The organism is Herpetosiphon gulosus (assembly GCF_039545135.1).
Taxonomy (GTDB): domain Bacteria; phylum Chloroflexota; class Chloroflexia; order Chloroflexales; family Herpetosiphonaceae; genus Herpetosiphon; species Herpetosiphon gulosus.
This window is the reverse complement of sequence record NZ_BAABRU010000023.1, coordinates 1-16,213: the sequence shown is the minus strand read 5'-3', so window position 1 is coordinate 16,213 and position 16,213 is coordinate 1. Positions and strand designations below refer to the sequence as shown.

Sequence of the window (16,213 nt, the reverse complement as noted above, 5' to 3'; positions counted from 1 at the left end):
TTGGTACCTCAAGCAGCCTAGGTGCTGTTTGGTCTAAGCTTGGTTAAGTTGCTGCCGAATCTGGGCTAAATAATTTGTTAGCCAATCGTGCTCAGCCTGAATCATGGTTTCGGTATAATCGAATAAGCCATGAATATGCCAAGGTAGGGTTGGTTCTTCATCGCGACGTTGGTGCACCCGCCCAATTTGCGACCGTAACTCCTCACAATATTGCTCCAAGGCAACCACAACCTCGCTTAGCTCAAGCAATGGTAAATTGGCCATGCCCAACAGCAAGGCTGAATAACGTTGCTGCGGCACGCTCAGCATTGTGCGCAGGCTCTCTTGCAAAGCAACCCGCCCACTTGGTAGAATGTTGTAGACCATGCGTGATGGCCGCCCATCGCCTTGGGATGTTTCGCCCGCGACCAATTGCGCATGCTCAAGCTTTTTAAGCAAATAATAGATCGACGAAAAGGCTATTTCCGTCCACGAGCGCATCCCCCGCGCCTGAATAATTTGTTCGAGCTCATAGCCATAGCGTGGCTGCTCTGCCAACAAGCTTAAAATCGCCGCCTCAGCCTGAGTCAACTTTTTCATAGCACGTATATCCTAGTAGTAGAATAGTGTCTATCTAGATTATTGAACAATCAGGGGTTTGTCAAGGTGAATTCAGGGGGGAAGCATTGTAGGGATGAGGGATGAAATGTAACCACGAAGGACATGAAGATGGGTAGGCTCTAGGCTGTTGGCTATTGGCTATCGAAGTTATTGAGATCCTACAAAATTATTCCGATAGCCTAGAGCCTTCTGCCAAAAGCCATGGTTCGTGCTCTTCGTGCTCTTCGTGGTTAAACAAACAAATAGTTTAGGCTTGCAAAATGCTAGCAATTTGCTGCATTTGGGCGGGGTTCAATGGGCCAAATTGCAGTGCCTTGGCATTTTCGCTGGCTTGGGCGACGGTGCGGAAGCCTGGAATTGGCAAGGTTTGGCTGCTGCGCCCCCATAACCAAGCCAAAGCTCCTTGAGTTAGCGTGCGGCCCTCACTGGTCAATACTTCGCGCAAGGCTTCGAGCTTTTTGAGCCATTCAGGATTGGGCTTGCCAGCCTGAAAACCTTCAAACCATTCAACTTTACTGCGCACATCGTCGCTGCTAAAGCTAGTGCTGGGAGTGAATTTTCCAGTCAACAAGCCCATCGCTAGTGGTGCACGGTTGATGCTGGCTAAATTGTGGGCTTCGCAAAAGGCAATAATTGCATCGCTCTCGCCCGTGCTATGGCCATGCAGTAAATTCAATTGTTGTTGCACAGCAATACAATGTGGGCCTTCAGCAAAGAGTTTAATCGCATCAAGCCGATCGGTGCTCCAACCATAGCCGCGAATTTTGCCCTCGCTCACCAAGCTTTCGAGCGTATCGCGAACTGGAGCAGCATCTTCGACCGGATAGCCCCACAAATGAAATTGCAATAAATCGACATAATCGGTATTGAGCCGTTTGAGGCTGGCTTCCAGTTGTTGGCGAATTTCGGCAGGGCTAATCGGAATTTGCTCGAAGGAATCTTTGCTGCCATCAGCCCAGCTATTGCCAAATTTAGTTGCTAGAATCACTTGATCGCGGCGGCCAGCGATGGCTTGAGCAATAATCTGCTCGCTATGACCACAACCATAGACATTGGCGGTATCGAGAAAATTAACCCCTAATTCAAGCGCTGCATGAATCGCCTGAATTGATTCTGCATCGTCAACTTGGCCCCAGCCAGATGGATTGCCATTGTGATTGAATGGGCCGCCAATCGCCCAACAGCCTAAGCCCAAAGCACTGACTTCAATCCCACTTTTGCCAATGGTTCGCTTGAGCATGCGCGTATCTCCCTGCTAAATATTTGTTGTTGTAGGCATTCTAAACATTCGTGTGCGCTCTAAGTCAATCCCCAATTTTGGGCAATGCAAAAAGCCCCTGTGCAACACAAGGGCTTTGGTCGAATAATATTTTTAAGCTAACGGTTGTGGTTTAAACTTTCGGAAGCGAAGCCACTAGGTAGCAACTCGCGTGGCGTGGTATGTTGGGTTTGCTCGGCCAAATTTGCCAGCAGCACAGGCAGATCGGGAGCTAGCTCAAACATAAATTGGCGGCACATACCACAGGGCGCAACTGGGCCAGGCGTATCGGCAACGACCGCTAGTGCGATAAACTCAATTTCGCCAGCGCTCCAAGCCGCAGCGAGGGCCGAGCGTTCAGCGCATAAACAGACCGGATAAGCTGCATTTTCAATATTACAACCATGGAATATTTGTCCGCTGGCTGTCAGCACTGCCGCGCCAACTTTGAAACGTGAGTATGGCGTGTAAGCTCGTTCGCGGGCGGTTTTGGCGTTGGCCAACAGGGCTTGGTAGTCAACCATCATCGGTATTACTCCCAACCTCGGCTAGCTCGTGTTCGGCATGGGCTAAGCTTACGCGCAGGCGTTGTGGTCGCAAGCCTTGAATGGTCACAACTTCAATCGTTGTATCACCAACTTGGATAACATCGCCGACGTTGGGCATTGAGCCTAACATTGACAAAACGAAGCCACCGAGACTATCTACATCGTCATTGATTAATGTTAACTCTGTGGCATCATTGACTGCATCAATCGAGACCCGACCATCGAACAGCCATTCGTGAGGGCCAAGCTGTTGAATCGGTGCTTCTTCGCTATCGAACTCATCTTGAATTTCGCCAACGATCTCTTCCAGCAAATCCTCAATTGTGACTAAGCCCGCCGTGCTACCATATTCATCGACGATAATCGCCATGTGCACTTTGCGGCTTTGCAAAGCCCGCATCAAATCATCAACTTTGATCGAATCGGGCACAAAATAGGGCTGGCGTACCAAGGAGCGTAATGGCGCATCACGCAATCCATCACGCAACAGCGGAAACAGATCCTTAGCGTACAACACTCCGAGCACATGGTCAATTGATTCGTCGTAGATTGGTAACCGCGAGTGGCCAGCGCTAATAAACAAATTCAGCGCTTCTTCCATCGATGCGGTCGCTGCCAAACCGACAATATCAATCCGTGGGACCATCACTTCGCGCACAGCGGTATCACTAAATTCAAAAATGCCCTCGATCATGTCGCGCTCTTCAGCTTCGATCACGCCCTCTTCTTCGCCAACGTTGACCATTAATTTCAGTTCTTCTTCGGTAACGATGTGAGGATGTTGACCAGTCACCAGGCCAATTGGGCGGGCAATTTGGCGTAACAGCCATTGCATTGGCGCAACCAACCACAGCAAAATCCGCAATGGACGCACCGTCCAAAGCACCATACTATCGGGATAGGCGGTGGCGAGGGTTTTAGGTAAGGTTGTGCCGATGGTGAGCCAAACCAGCAGAAATATCAACAGAAACGAGGCTTGTTGCCAACCAGTGCGATTGGCGACAAAAGTCAAGAGCAGCGCTGTTGCCCCAATTGTCCCAACTGTACTAAGCAACAACGTCCCAATTCGTAGATGATAGGGGTCTTCCAACAGGCGCATCGCCACATTGGCGCGGCGTTCGCCGTTCTCCAACAGCGTATTCATTCGATGGCGTGAGATAGTAGAGAGCGCTGCTTCGGCTGCTGAGGCGACACTCACAATAATGAGACACATCGCAAGCCCAAGCAGCTCTAAACTAGATGCAGGGTCCATGGGTTCAATCGGCTTCAATCGGGCCTTACGGCGTTATTATGGCTGGCTGGTTGTGGACGCAGCAGCAACAATCCAGATTGTCGCCTTCGTCCTCCTCGAACTAGAGTATATATTTCGGTACTATGCAGTATGAGGCATATTGTGGGTGAATGCAAGAGGCCAACCGTTAACGTTTTCAGATTTTTAACCACGAAGGGCACGAAGGGGGCTATGGCTATCGGCGATTGGTTGGAAATATCAAAAATTGTTCCGATAGCTATCAGCCTACAGCTCCACATGCTTTGCGTCTCTGCATTAAAATCTTCACCTTCGCATTCTTCGCGGTTAAATTTTATGGTTGCTCATTTTTTATGGAGTTTACTTCATCCCTCATCCCTCATAATTCTTCCTTTTTTGTTGGGTTTTCTTGTACAATGCAAGCGAATCGCAACCGAATTAGCAGCAAGATAGGAGATTGGCATGGCTAGTTTGAGTGAGGCTATTGGCGCAATTATCAAACGCAAACGCTCTCGCGATCGCTTAACCCAAAATGATTTAGGCGCAAAAGTTGGAGTTTCTGGCTCATACATTAGCGCGGTTGAGGCTGGCAATACTTCACCACGAATTGCCGAAGTTGAAGGCTTGGCTCAAGTATTTCGGACGACTGCCTTAGAAATGATTAGCGAAGCAGCCTCGACTGAAACCAAAATCTACTCCGATTCGCGGCGTGAACAAGAAGCATTGCTCTCAATTTTTACTACGCTTAGCCCTGATCGCCGCCAGCAAGTTTATGAATTTGTCTTGTTTCAGCGCGATTTACAAGATCGTAACGATGATAAGCGTAATAACTAGCGATTGATGGTCAATAATCTGCTTGTGCTAGCAATTGATCGAGAATGCTGCTGGAGCTATTTTGGCGTAGCAAGGCTGGATATGCTATGATGCGCCTCGCAACGAAGCAGCATCCACAAAAATACCCACAGAATTTTCCCTCAAAGCCTAGTCCGCTACAAGGAGGTTTTGCTTGGCAAAAGCAAAAAAAGCTGATAAGAAAATTGGGGTCATGGTTGGGCGTGAATGGTCGTGGCCGCCAGCATTTATCGAGGAAGTCAATCGGCGTAATGTTGGCGTAACCGCCGAGTACCTGCAATTGGGTGGGACGGCCATGAACGAGCCAAACGAGTACGCTGTCATCGTTGATCGGATCTCCCACGAAATCCCCTACTATCGCACCTATCTCAAAAATGCTGTGCTCCAAGGCACGGTTGTGGTCAATAACCCGTTTTGGTGGAGTGCCGATGATAAGTTTTTTGGTGCTTCGCTCTCCGATGCGATTGGGGTCAAACATCCACGCACGATTGCTTTGCCCTCACATTCATATGTCGAAGGCGTGGTCGATGAATCGTTGCGCAATTTGATCTATCCGATTCCGTGGGAAGATCATGTCGAGGCGGTCGGGGGCTTTCCGGTAATTCTCAAGCCAGCTTGGGGCGGCGGTTTTAAGCAAGTGTTTAAGCTCTATACGTATGATCAATTGTACGATGCCTATAACACTACTGGCACCGAGTGCATGATGCTGCAAGAATGTATCGAATGGGAAAAATATGCCCGCGTGATGTGTATTGGCAAAGAGCATTTTATGGTAATGAAGTTTGATGCTAATGCACCATGGCCGCATCGCTATTTCCACGAGCCTAGTTTCCTCACGCCTGAAGAAGGCCAACAGGTGCTCGATGGCGCACGCAAACTCAACGAGGCTCTTGGTTACGATATGAACACGGTTGAGTTTGCGATTAAGGATGGCATCGCCTACGCCATCGATTTTACCAACCCAGCTCCCGATATGGATATTAACTCCTTGACCGACCACTACTTCCCGTGGGTGGTCAATGCCATGGCTGATATGTGTATCGATTATGCCTTAGGCAAGCGCAAACAAACTAAAGTAACTTATCAATGGAACTCGTTGCTGACGGCGACGAGCAAACCCAAGGCGCGTTCAAGCAAACCCAGCGAAGAATAATCGCTACAAGTCATGGTTCATTAGGGTGCAATGCTGATTATCCCTCACCCCCTAGCCCCCTCTCCCGCACGCGAGGCGAGGGGGACCCGCTCAGGGAGTGCTCCCCTCGCCCGCCGCAGTGGGAGAGGGGCTGGGGGTGAGGGAACGCTAAAATGTTTGTTAATGCTATGAACCATTACAGCTACAAGCCAGCGAACATAGCCCATTTAAATACCTTCGGCTATGTTCGCTGTTGCTATTCATGGAGCGGCCTATGTTAGAGCAAGCGATTCGTGATTATCACGCCCTCCTCACGCCCGATCTCGCTCGTGCTTCCCAAGAACGTCTCACCAGCCTACAACAAGAACAAAATCTTTTTTTTGGCACACGTCCGTTGTGCAATGTGCTACGGCCACATTTTCTCAGTGCTGAGCAATCGAGCCTGATCGCGCGGGTTTCGCAGTTGGTGGCCGAAGCGTCGCGCACGGTGGTTGAGTATGCTTTGCGCACGCCAGAGGTACTCGATCTGCTGGCCTTGACCGAGGGTGAACATCAATTAATTAGTTATGAGCCTGGCTACCGTGAATTGAGCGTTTCTTCACGGCTTGATTCATTTTTAACCAGCGATAGCAGCTCGTTTCAATTTGTCGAATATAACGCCGAAAGCCCCGCCGCAATTGCCTACGAGGATATTCTTTCGCAGGTGTTCGAGCAATTGCCGATTATGCAAGAGTTTCAACGCCACTATCAGGTTGAAAGTTTGCCTGCTCGTCAACGCTTATTAGAAGCTTTTTTGGCGGTTTATCGCGAATGGGGCGGCACAGGCGATCCAAAAATTGCAATTGTCGATTGGCATGGCTTGCCAACGCTCTCGGAGTTTCAACTATTTCAGCAATATTTTGCTGAGCATGGCTTGAAAAGCGTGATTTGTGCGCCGGAAGATTTGCGCTACTCCGCTGGCACGCTGTATGCCAATAACACACCAGTTAATTTTGTGTATAAACGCTTGTTGACGACCGAATTTTTGCAGCGTTTAGGCAATGAAGCCTTCGACCACCCATTAACTCAGGCCTACCGCGATGGAGCAATTTGCTTGGCCAATAATTTTCGCGCCAAGTTGCTGCACAAGAAAATGATCTTTGGCTTGTTGTCTGATCCGGCGATTACCAGCGCCGCTGGAATTAGCACTGCGACCCAGCAACAGCTTGCCCAGCATATTCCTTGGACGCGGCGGGTGGCCGCTGGACGTACCGATTATGCTGGCACCGAGGTTGATCTGCTGGATTTTATCCGTCAAAACCGCGATCGGCTGTTGCTCAAACCCAACGACGATTATGGTGGCCAAGGCATTACGATTGGCTGGGAAACCGAGGCCGAAGCTTGGGATTTGGCGCTACAACAGGCCTTAACTGAGCCATTTGTGGTGCAAGAGCGGGTCGTAATCGCCTACGAAGATTATCCGGCTATGGTCGATGGTCAATTGCACATCGGCCAGCGCTTGGTCGATACCGATCCGTTTTTATTTGGCAGCGAAGTTCAAGGTTGTCTGACGCGCTTATCGACGGTGACATTGCTGAATGTGACCGCAGGCGGCGGCTCGACCACACCAACCTTTCAGCTCGCTAAACCAAGCTAAATCTCACCGTAGACAAGCACAAAAACATCAACTATTCTAAGGGCAATACCACTGGCAGCAACCCACTCAAAGCCCACTATCAACTGACACACCAACGGGGGATCTTATGGAATATCGTGATCCAGGGCATCCGCATTTTCCTTTTACGATTGGGATCGAAGAAGAATATCAGATTATCGATCCTGAAACCCGCGAATTAAAATCGTACATTACCCAAATTCTCGACGAGGGTCAGTTGATTTTACGCGAGCAGATGAAGCCCGAAATGCATCAATCGATTGTCGAGGTGGGCACGCATGTCTGTCGCACGGTCGAGGAAGCTCGTGCCGAAATTATTCGTTTGCGCGGAGCAATTGGCAGTTTGGCTGCGAGCAAAGGCTTGCGGATTGCTGCTGCTGGCACACACCCATTTTCGTCGTGGCAAAAGCAGGATATTTACCCCCACGAGCGCTATTATGGCGTGATCGAGGAGATGCAAGAGGCGGCGCGACGCTTGTTGATTTTTGGTATGCATGTGCACATCGGCATGCCCGATAACGAAACCTGCATCGAAATTATGAATGTGGCGCGTTACTTTCTGCCGCATTTATTGGCGCTTTCCACCTCATCGCCCTTCTGGATGGGCCGCAAAACTGGTTTTCAATCGTATCGCTCAATCATCTTTACCAACTTTCCACGCACTGGCATTCCCGATACCTTCCAATCGTATGCCGAATTTGAGCAATATATCAACATTTTGCTCAAAACTCATAGCATCGACAATGGCAAAAAAGTCTGGTGGGATGCGCGGCCACACCCGATGTTTGGCACGCTAGAAGTGCGGATTTGCGATATTGCCACCAAAGTTGACGAAGCAATTATGATCGCTGGCTTGGTTCAGGCGATTTTTGTCAAAATTTACAGCTTATTCCGCCAAAACCAAACCTTCCGCGTTTACAGTCGCGCCTTGATCAACGAAAACAAATGGCGGGCGGCTCGTTATGGAATGGGTGGCAAGCTGATCGATTTTGGCCGCCGCGAAGAATTATCAGCCCATGATCTGATGGCCGAATTGCGTGAATTTGTTGATGATGTGGTCGATGACCTTGGCTCGCGCTCAGCGGTCGATTATATTGACCAAGTGCTCAAGCATGGCACCAGCGCCGAACGCCAACTGCGCACCTACGAAGAAACTGGCGACATCAAAGCGGTCGTTGATCAACTGATTCGCGAAACGATGGAAGGCGTACCGCTCGATCAGGCAACTCAAGTAGTCAGCGGCTAAACGCAATCCCACCCCCCGTCCATTGTCGTGGGCGAGGGGTTGGATTTTCTGCCTGGCTTAATTTAGGCGCTATCGCAACCAAACCGATTGACTCGCCAGCGAATATTTAATGTTGGTGAGGCAACTGGAGCGCTCTGCGGATCGACATAACGAGCATACACCTCGCTCCAATCTGGTTGACACCCACCAACGTGATGTGAAATTGTCAGCTCGACAAAACCCTTGATTGAAGCATGTTCAAAGCGCATGCTTATTGCTGGTTGGTTGATTGTGGTTGCTTGCAAGTGCCAAGCACGTTTAGCTAGCGCATTGATGTGAAAATCCTCAAGCTCACGTGGTTCAAGCTGTTGCAACAAATAATAATGCACTGCTTGGCCATTATGCCGAACGTTAGAACTATTGAGATAAATGGGAAAATCGTCGATTGGGCCAAGTGCTGCATACGCTTGAACTGGCTCAAACACCATCAGCAACACAAATATCAGAAGGCTACCTCCTATGATTGTGATGATCAATTTTCTCAGCATTACTCTCTCCTATTCAATCTAATTCGCTATTCCACTCAGTTTTGAGTATAGTGATTGCTGATCGGCAGCAGTAGCAGATTTAGAGCAGAATCGTTGCAAGGATGCAGCTAAAAAGCCAAGAGCAGCGCCGTAGCACTGCTCAAACGATCACAACCACTAGTAGCTTAAGTTTTAGTTTGAATGTTTGATAAGGCTGCGAGCTATGGCACAACATCGGGCCGTTGTTTCGCAGATTTGCCCTGAGCTAGAGCCTCTCACCGCACTAGCTTTGAGCAGGGGTAGCGCCTCTCACCGCACTACCGTTCAATTCCTTATCAGTAACTCAGACCTCCTTGATTGCTGGTTAGTTTGTGTTTCAAAGTTCTTCGCTCACAAAAGAGTATAGCAGCGAGGCTTGCTAAAAAAGTCGCAAAAAAGTCGCAGCTTTGGTTACGATCTTGCGACTTTTGATTCACGAGGGGCAGAATCCAAGGATCAGAAGGTTTAATGTGTAGCCATAGGCTTCATGCTATCGGAACATATTGTGGGATTTTCAATAGCCCATAGCCCATAGCTGTAATGGTTCATTAGATTAACAACCAATTCTCGTGCCCTCACCCCCTCACCCCCTCACCCCCTCTCCCGCCCGCGAGGCGAGGGGGGAACCGCTCCAGGAGTGCTCCCTCGCCCGCCGCAGTGGGCGAGGGGTTGGGGGGTGAGGGCATACTGACCGTTGTTAACGCGATAAACCATTACACATAGCCCATAGCCCATAGCCCATAGCCACAGCTTCGTGGTTAAAAAACTTAAATGTAGGAGGAAGATCCATGCGCTATCGCAAATTAGGCCGAACAGGACTTAAAGTTTCGGAATTATGCTTGGGTACAATGACTTTTGGCTGGAGTGTTGAAGAGCCAGAATCGTTTGCAATTATGAGTCAAGCACTCGATGCTGGAATCAATTTCTTCGATACTGCTGATGTTTATTCGCGTTGGGACCCACGTTCGTATGCTGGCAAAACTGAGGAAATTATCGGGCGTTGGCTGGCCGAGGAGCCAAGTCGCCGCGATAAAGTGGTGCTTGCAACCAAAGTGCGCGGCCAAATGGGCGATCAGCCGAACGATCAAGGGCTTTCGCGCAAGCATATTATTGCAGCAGTTGATGCCAGCTTGCGGCGCTTACAAACTGATTATATCGACCTCTATCAAACCCACTTTCCCGACGGCGAAGTGCCAATCGACGAGACTTTGCGAGCGCTTGATGATTTGGTACGAGCAGGCAAAGTGCGCTACATTGGCTGCTCGAATTATCGCGCATGGCAATTGATGGAAGCCCTATGGACAAGCGATAAACTGAATCTTGCCCGTTACGATTCACTGCAACCACATTATCATTTGCTCAATCGAGCCGAGTTTGAGCGCGAATTACAACCTGTTTGCGCCAAGTATGGGGTTGGGGTGATTGTCTATAGCCCGCTGGCAGGTGGCTTGTTGACTGGCAAGTTTCGGCGTGATCAGCCCATCCCTGAGGGCACGCGGGTTGCTGAACGTGGCCGTGATGACAAACGCTTGAGCGAGCCATTGTGGACATTAATTGATCAGCTAGAAGTGTTAGCTGAGAAGCACCAAAAAACCATTCCCCAACTGGCAGTGGCATGGGTCACAGGTGCACCAGCGATCACCTCGGCGATTATTGGGGCAACCAGTAGTGGCCAACTCCACGATACCTTGGGCGCAGCCGATTTTGAGTTGAGTAGCGAAGATCGGGCCATTTTGGACAACCTAAGTGCTTGGGAGAACGTCTAAACATCATACGGATGACCGACGAAGCTCCATCGTAAGATTGGTTTTTGCTGAGGGACGTTGCCAAGGCGTAGGGGCAATGATACAATACCACGGGCAACTACATCGCATCTTCCATGTCGAAGGAGTCTGATCGCGATGAACTCTCCCGTACTCGTCCTCAACCATAATTACGAGCCACTCAATATCTGCTCTGCACGCCGTGCCTTGATGCTTGTGTTGGGTGGTAAAGCCGAAGTGTTGGAACACAACCACGCCGTGTTGCACACGACCAACGACACCATTGCTTGTCCGTCGGTCATCCGATTGGGCCATATGATTCGTCGTCCCTTGCCTAATGTCAAGCTTTCTCGCCGTGAAATTTTCCGTCGCGATCACTACACCTGCCAATATTGTAATCGGAGCAGTGCTGATCTCACGCTTGACCATGTGTTGCCGCGCCATCGAGGTGGTGCACATAGCTGGGAAAATCTTGTAAGCGCCTGCCGAACGTGTAATCATCGCAAAGGTGGGCGAACTCCCGAGGAGGCACGAATGCGCTTAATTCGGCCACCCTTTCGCCCGTTTGCTAGCCCATACTATTTAATCGAACGCCGAATGCATGGGCTTGGTCTTGAAGAATGGCGTAAATTTCTGCCTGCGTCCTTTCAGACCGTGGAGGACGATCAATAAGGAGTTGTGGTATGTTACAGCGCATAGCGGTGGTCGATGATTCGAGTGAATTTCAGCAGTTAATCGATGTGATGTTGCAATACCTTGGCATTCAGGAAATTCACCATTGGGCTTCGAGCCTCGAAGCGTTGCCAAAGTTGTTACAAAACCCACCAGAACTCCTGGTTCTTGATGTAATGATGTCGGGAATGGATGGGTTGAACGTTTGGCGTGAATTGCGTGCTCAGCCTCAAACCCACAGCCTACCAGTGATCATCTGCACCGCTGCGATTAATAGCATCGTGCATCAAGAAGCTGATCTCAATAACGATCCATTAACCGTAGTTTTGCCCAAACCGTTTACGCTTGATGAATTGCGTCAGGCCATAGGGCGGGTCGCACCACTTTGGCAAGTGGCAGCCTAACGACAAAAAGCCGTAGTTAATTTGGCCTAAAAATGCGAATTAGCGCACTGTAATGCTATTTCTGCTTGCGTAGCATCAACGGGTACGCTATAATACTTTCGCATTTTACGCCATTATTCTTTAGCAATTCGCCCAAATCCACGATCTATAAATTAATTGATCGACACGGATTATCAGATGCGCTGGATGCACAGCGCAGGGAGGAGCGGCATGGCTCTCACCACGATCCAAGCACTCTACGATGAAGCACGGTCTGCTCTCGAAACAGGGAAGGAGGAGCGTGCCATTGGTGCGAGTGAGCATCTGCTTGAATCGTTTCCCTATTATCTTGAAGCGTACCGTATCCTCGGCGAATCGTATCTTAACCGCCAAGATTTAGCCAAAGCCGTCGAAGCCTTTGAACGGGTCTTACGTTCTGACCCCGAAAATATCCCTGTCCATGTGGGCTTGGGGGTAACTTACGAGCGTCAAGGCAACCTCGCAGCGGCAATCCGCGAGTTTGAGCAAGCATTTGAAATTAAGCCCGATTTGCCTGAGTTGCGTTCGCAAGTGTTGCGTTTGTATACCGAGGCTTGGGGTAGCGAAAACGCCCGAATCTTGCTAAAAAAGGCAGGTCTCGGGCGTATGTATGTGCGCGGACGACGCTTCGATAAGGCGATTCAGGAATTTAACGATGTGCTCGCCGATGACCCCAAGCGGGTGGATATTGCGGTAGCGCTCGCTGAAGCACTCTGGCGCAATGGCCAAGAGGCTGAAGCCGCCGAGGTTGCCAGCGATATTCTGCGCGATTACCCCGATATGCTCAAGGCCAATTTGATCTTGGGCTATCATTTGTTGGCCGCTGGTGACCCCAAAGGCCGTAAGCTGTGGCAACATGCCCAGCAACTCGACCCCAGCCAAGGCGTGGCCTATGCCTTGTTCGATGGGATGCTGCCACCAGTCGAAGCCCCCGATACCAAAATCGAGGCCTTCGATGAAGCCGCTTGGAAAGCCAAGAAAGCTGAAAAGGCCGAAAAAGAACGCCTTGCCCGCGAAGCTGCCGAACAAGCCGAGCGCGATCGCTTGGCCGCCGAACAAGCGAGCAAAGCGCCAGCCGCCGCTTGGTTGGCTGAAGTCGAGGCTGCTCCAGTTGCGGTTGGGGTTGCGGCTAACGCCGACGATGATTTCTTGCGCAGCTTGTTGTTTGGCGACTTTGGGGCAGCACCCGCTAGCCCTCCACCAGCAGCGGTTGCAATCGCTGAGCCAGAATACGATGTCGATTTCAATCTCGACGACTTGGGTTTAGATCTTCAGCCCTTCTCGCTCGATGAAGTTGATGATGTTCCTAGCAATAAAGCACCAACGCTTGCGCCCGAGCCTGTGGTTGCTCCAACCAAACCTGAACCAGAGCCGATCGTTGCCAGCGCTGATGATTTTGAGTTGCCAGGCGATCTAACGCCCTTTAGCTTTGGCGATTGGGATGAAAGTAGCATCGACGATATTCCAGGTACTGGCGCGGATACTGGCAAGTTGCCTGAGCAATTGCAGCCCTTCTCCTTGGAAAATTTTGATGATGTACAGCCTGAAACGAGCTCGAAAGCCCAAGATGATGATTTGGCTTTACCAAATACCTTAAAGCCATTCTCGCTTGATGAACTGAGTTTCGATTCAATCGATACACCATCAGAGCCAAGCATGCCTTTCAGCCGCGATTTGCCCAGCTTCCCCGATACCGATCAAGAATCAAGCGGCTTTAGCTGGCAACAACCACGTTCACGCTCGCGTTCGATCTTTGGAGCGCAACCTGAACCAGAGTTCAACCAAGATGAAGAAGATGATGCTGGAATCTTCAACCGCATGGTGATTAAGAAGCAGACTCAGACCCTGCCACCATTGGTTGAGCCAGTCTATGATCCTGCCGATTCTGACGATGAGGCGATGAACTTCTTCTCGAATGATGATGTTGATTTGCGTAATTATGATGAGCATGATCTGCACACTGCTGATACTGAGCCAGCAATTACGCCTTTCTCATTAACTGAATTGGGCTTGGATGCCGATGAAATTGCCGATTACAACGCCATGGGCAATCTCGGCCAACCGCAAACCCAAGTCGATGAAGAATTGGAAATCAAGCCCTTCTCGTTGACTGAACTTGGTTTGAGCGACGATGAAATTGCCTTGTTACAAGCTGGCGAAGATAGTGCTTTGCCCACTGACCCAACCAACGATGAATCGGGCTTAACTCCATTTTCCTTAAATGAATTTGGTTTTGATGCGCCGGTAACTAACGATGATCAAGGCTTCAACTTCGATGAGCCAAGCATTACACCATTCTCGCTCGATGATTTAGGGCTTGATCCTGAGGAGCAAGCGCTTTATTCAGGCGAGTTTAATCCAAAACCTGCAGCTGAACCCACGCCCAAGGTTGAAGAAGAGCCAAATATGACCCCCTTCTCCTTGACCGATTTGGGGCTTGATGCTGATGAAATTGCTCAATTTGAAGCAATGAATCAAGCACCAGCTGCCGTCGATGATGATGGTTTTGATGGTGGTTTGCAGCCATTCTCGCTCGACGATTTGGGTTTCGACCAAGAACCCCAAGCCTACGAAGAGCCTGTGCGCGAACTAAGCGATAGCTCACAACCCTTCTCCTTGAACGATATTGGTTTATCGGCAGAGGAAATTGCGGCAATTGAGCAAGCTGGCCAAAATCAAAGCGATGACCCGGTGTTTGATGCGCTCTTGGGAATTGGTCAAGAACAAGGCTATGTCGATTTGACCGATATCATCAATCAATTCGATGATCCTGAATCACAAACTGAGGAAATCGACCGCATCGCTTTGGCCTTGCACGATAATGGCATTCAAATTCGCGATGGCGATGAAGTGATTAATATGGACGAGGAGTTCTCCGGTGATGAGGCTGAAGCCTATGAAACCGAAGAGCCACTTGAAAACTTCATTGCTGGCGATTTCGACCAGCCAAGTGCGGACGCTGAGCCAGAAATGACTCCGTTCTCGCTGACGGATTTAGGCTTGAGTGCCGAAGAAATTGCCATGCTCAACGGTGAAACGAGCGAAACGGCGGCGGAAGAACCAGCGCCATTCTCGTTCGATAACTTCGAGCTTGAACAGCCAAGCGCGGATGCTGAGCCAGAAATGACTCCGTTCTCACTGACCGATTTGGGCTTGAGCGCTGAAGAAATCGCGATGTTGAATGGGGAAACGAGTGAGTCTGCTGCGCAAGAACCAGCACCATTCTCGTTCGATAACTTCGAGTTGGAGCAACCAAGTGCGGAAGCCGAGCCAGAAATGACTCCGTTCTCACTGACGGATTTGGGCTTGAGCGCCGAAGAAATTGCCATGCTCAACGGTGAAACCAGCGAGCCAGCGGCGGAAGAACCAGCGCCATTCTCGTTCGATAACTTCGAGTTGGAGCAACCAAGTGCGGACGCTGAGCCAGAAATGACTCCGTTCTCGTTGACCGATTTAGGCTTGAGCGCCGAAGAAATCGCGCTGTTGAATGGGGAAACGAGCGAAGCAGCGGCGGAAGAACCAGCGCCATTCTCGTTCGATAACTTCGAGTTGGAGCAACCAAGTGCGGACGCTGAGCCAGAAATGACCCCGTTCTCGCTGACGGATTTGGGCTTGAGCGCCGAAGAAATCGCCATGCTCAACGGCGAAACCAGCGAGCCAGCGGCGGAAGAACCAGCGCCATTCTCGTTCGATAACTTCGAGTTGGAGCAACCAAGTGCGGACGCTGAGCCAGAAATGACCCCGTTCTCACTGACCGATTTGGGCTTGAGCGCCGAAGAAATCGCGCTGTTGAATGGGGAAACGAGCGAAGCAGCGGCGGAAGAACCAGCGCCATTCTCGTTCGATAACTTCGAGCTTGAGCAACCAAGCGTCGAAGTCGAGCCAGAAATGACCCCGTTCTCACTGACCGATTTGGGCTTGAGCGCCGAAGAAATCGCGATGCTGAATGGGGAAACCAGTGAAACGGCGGCGGAAGAGCCAGCGCCATTCTCGTTCGATGATTTTGAGTTTGAGCAACCAAGCGTCGAAGTCGAGCCAGAAATGACCCCGTTCTCACTGACCGATTTGGGCTTGAGCGCCGAAGAAATCGCGATGCTGAATGGGGAAACCAGTGAAACGGCGGCAGCAGAACCAGCTCGATTCGGGTTCGATGATTTTGAGTTTGAGCAACCAAGCGTCGAAGTCGAGCCAGAAATGACCCCGTTCTCACTGACCGATTTGGGCTTGAGCGCCGAAGAAATCGCGATGCTGAATGGGGAAACCAGTGAAACG

General features: G+C 50.3%; 13 protein-coding genes. 8 read left to right on the top strand and 5 right to left on the bottom strand.

Features of this window, described 5'->3' with window-relative positions; genetic code table 11:
- Window positions 1-33 precede the first annotated feature (33 nt).
- From ABEB26_RS22545 to ABEB26_RS22530, 4 genes are all read right to left on the bottom strand, one after another.
- Window positions 34-579: a PadR family transcriptional regulator gene (locus tag ABEB26_RS22545; RefSeq protein ID WP_345724341.1), complete on the bottom strand. Its 546-nt coding sequence runs from the start codon at window positions 577-579 to the stop codon at window positions 34-36.
- A gap of 268 nt (window positions 580-847) precedes the next feature.
- Window positions 848-1,840, bottom strand: coding sequence for an aldo/keto reductase (locus ABEB26_RS22540; protein ID WP_345724340.1), 993 nt, complete (start codon window positions 1,838-1,840; stop codon window positions 848-850).
- A gap of 137 nt (window positions 1,841-1,977) precedes the next feature.
- Window positions 1,978-2,385 (bottom strand): cytidine deaminase, encoded by a 408-nt coding sequence (cdd, locus tag ABEB26_RS22535; protein WP_345724339.1) that lies wholly within the window; start codon window positions 2,383-2,385, stop codon window positions 1,978-1,980.
- Window positions 2,375-3,658, bottom strand: a complete 1,284-nt coding sequence (locus tag ABEB26_RS22530) for a hemolysin family protein (protein ID WP_345724338.1) — start codon at window positions 3,656-3,658, stop codon at window positions 2,375-2,377. Before ABEB26_RS22530 ends, cdd begins: the two co-directional genes overlap by 11 nt.
- A 459-nt stretch (window positions 3,659-4,117) precedes the next feature.
- On the opposite strand from ABEB26_RS22530, the gene ABEB26_RS22525 reads away from it, so the two are divergent.
- The 4 genes from ABEB26_RS22525 to ABEB26_RS22510 all read left to right on the top strand — a co-directional run bounded on the left by ABEB26_RS22525 (window position 4,118) and on the right by ABEB26_RS22510 (window position 8,539).
- Window positions 4,118-4,489, top strand: a complete 372-nt coding sequence (locus ABEB26_RS22525; protein ID WP_012192347.1) for a helix-turn-helix domain-containing protein — start codon at window positions 4,118-4,120, stop codon at window positions 4,487-4,489.
- Between the two features lie 172 nt (window positions 4,490-4,661).
- Window positions 4,662-5,660, top strand: coding sequence for an ATP-grasp domain-containing protein (locus ABEB26_RS22520; protein WP_345724337.1), 999 nt, complete (start codon window positions 4,662-4,664; stop codon window positions 5,658-5,660).
- A gap of 253 nt (window positions 5,661-5,913) precedes the next feature.
- The gene (locus ABEB26_RS22515; protein WP_345724336.1) at window positions 5,914-7,275 is read left to right on the top strand and encodes a hypothetical protein; all 1,362 of its coding nucleotides are present in this window, start codon (window positions 5,914-5,916) and stop codon (window positions 7,273-7,275) included.
- A gap of 106 nt (window positions 7,276-7,381) precedes the next feature.
- Window positions 7,382-8,539, top strand: a complete 1,158-nt coding sequence (locus ABEB26_RS22510; RefSeq protein ID WP_345724335.1) for a carboxylate-amine ligase — start codon at window positions 7,382-7,384, stop codon at window positions 8,537-8,539.
- 62 nt (window positions 8,540-8,601) lie between these two features.
- Here ABEB26_RS22510 and ABEB26_RS22505 read toward each other — a convergent pair whose 3' ends face one another.
- Window positions 8,602-9,066: a hypothetical protein gene (locus ABEB26_RS22505; RefSeq protein ID WP_345724334.1), complete on the bottom strand. Its 465-nt coding sequence runs from the start codon at window positions 9,064-9,066 to the stop codon at window positions 8,602-8,604.
- 806 nt (window positions 9,067-9,872) lie between these two features.
- Between ABEB26_RS22505 and ABEB26_RS22500 the strand changes: the two genes are divergently transcribed.
- From ABEB26_RS22500 to ABEB26_RS22485, 4 genes are all read left to right on the top strand, one after another.
- On the top strand, window positions 9,873-10,850 hold the full coding sequence (locus ABEB26_RS22500; RefSeq protein ID WP_345724333.1) for an aldo/keto reductase: 978 nt from the start codon (window positions 9,873-9,875) through the stop codon (window positions 10,848-10,850).
- Window positions 10,851-10,985: 135 nt separating this feature from the next.
- Complete coding sequence (locus tag ABEB26_RS22495; protein ID WP_012191744.1) at window positions 10,986-11,519, top strand: HNH endonuclease; 534 nt, start codon at window positions 10,986-10,988, stop codon at window positions 11,517-11,519.
- A gap of 11 nt (window positions 11,520-11,530) precedes the next feature.
- The gene (locus ABEB26_RS22490) at window positions 11,531-11,923 is read left to right on the top strand and encodes a response regulator (protein WP_012191745.1); all 393 of its coding nucleotides are present in this window, start codon (window positions 11,531-11,533) and stop codon (window positions 11,921-11,923) included.
- Between the two features lie 210 nt (window positions 11,924-12,133).
- On the top strand, window positions 12,134-16,213 hold a 4,080-nt coding region (locus tag ABEB26_RS22485; protein ID WP_345724332.1), incomplete at its 3' end, for a tetratricopeptide repeat protein.

Excerpts from the sequence above, each read along its gene's own strand:
- ABEB26_RS22515 (WP_345724336.1), top strand. The coding sequence starts at position 5,914 with ATGTTAGAGCAAGCGATTCGTGATTATCACGCCCTCCTCACGCCCGAT.
- ABEB26_RS22510 (WP_345724335.1), top strand. The coding sequence starts at position 7,382 with ATGGAATATCGTGATCCAGGGCATCCGCATTTTCCTTTTACGATTGGG.
- ABEB26_RS22505 (WP_345724334.1), bottom strand. The coding sequence starts at position 9,066 with ATGCTGAGAAAATTGATCATCACAATCATAGGAGGTAGCCTTCTGATA.
- ABEB26_RS22495 (WP_012191744.1), top strand. The coding sequence starts at position 10,986 with ATGAACTCTCCCGTACTCGTCCTCAACCATAATTACGAGCCACTCAAT.
- ABEB26_RS22525 (WP_012192347.1), top strand. The coding sequence starts at position 4,118 with ATGGCTAGTTTGAGTGAGGCTATTGGCGCAATTATCAAACGCAAACGC.
- ABEB26_RS22545 (WP_345724341.1), bottom strand. The coding sequence starts at position 579 with ATGAAAAAGTTGACTCAGGCTGAGGCGGCGATTTTAAGCTTGTTGGCA.
- cdd (WP_345724339.1), bottom strand. The coding sequence starts at position 2,385 with ATGATGGTTGACTACCAAGCCCTGTTGGCCAACGCCAAAACCGCCCGC.
- ABEB26_RS22540 (WP_345724340.1), bottom strand. The coding sequence starts at position 1,840 with ATGCTCAAGCGAACCATTGGCAAAAGTGGGATTGAAGTCAGTGCTTTG.
- ABEB26_RS22500 (WP_345724333.1), top strand. The coding sequence starts at position 9,873 with ATGCGCTATCGCAAATTAGGCCGAACAGGACTTAAAGTTTCGGAATTA.
- ABEB26_RS22490 (WP_012191745.1), top strand. The coding sequence starts at position 11,531 with ATGTTACAGCGCATAGCGGTGGTCGATGATTCGAGTGAATTTCAGCAG.
- ABEB26_RS22530 (WP_345724338.1), bottom strand. The coding sequence starts at position 3,658 with ATGGACCCTGCATCTAGTTTAGAGCTGCTTGGGCTTGCGATGTGTCTC.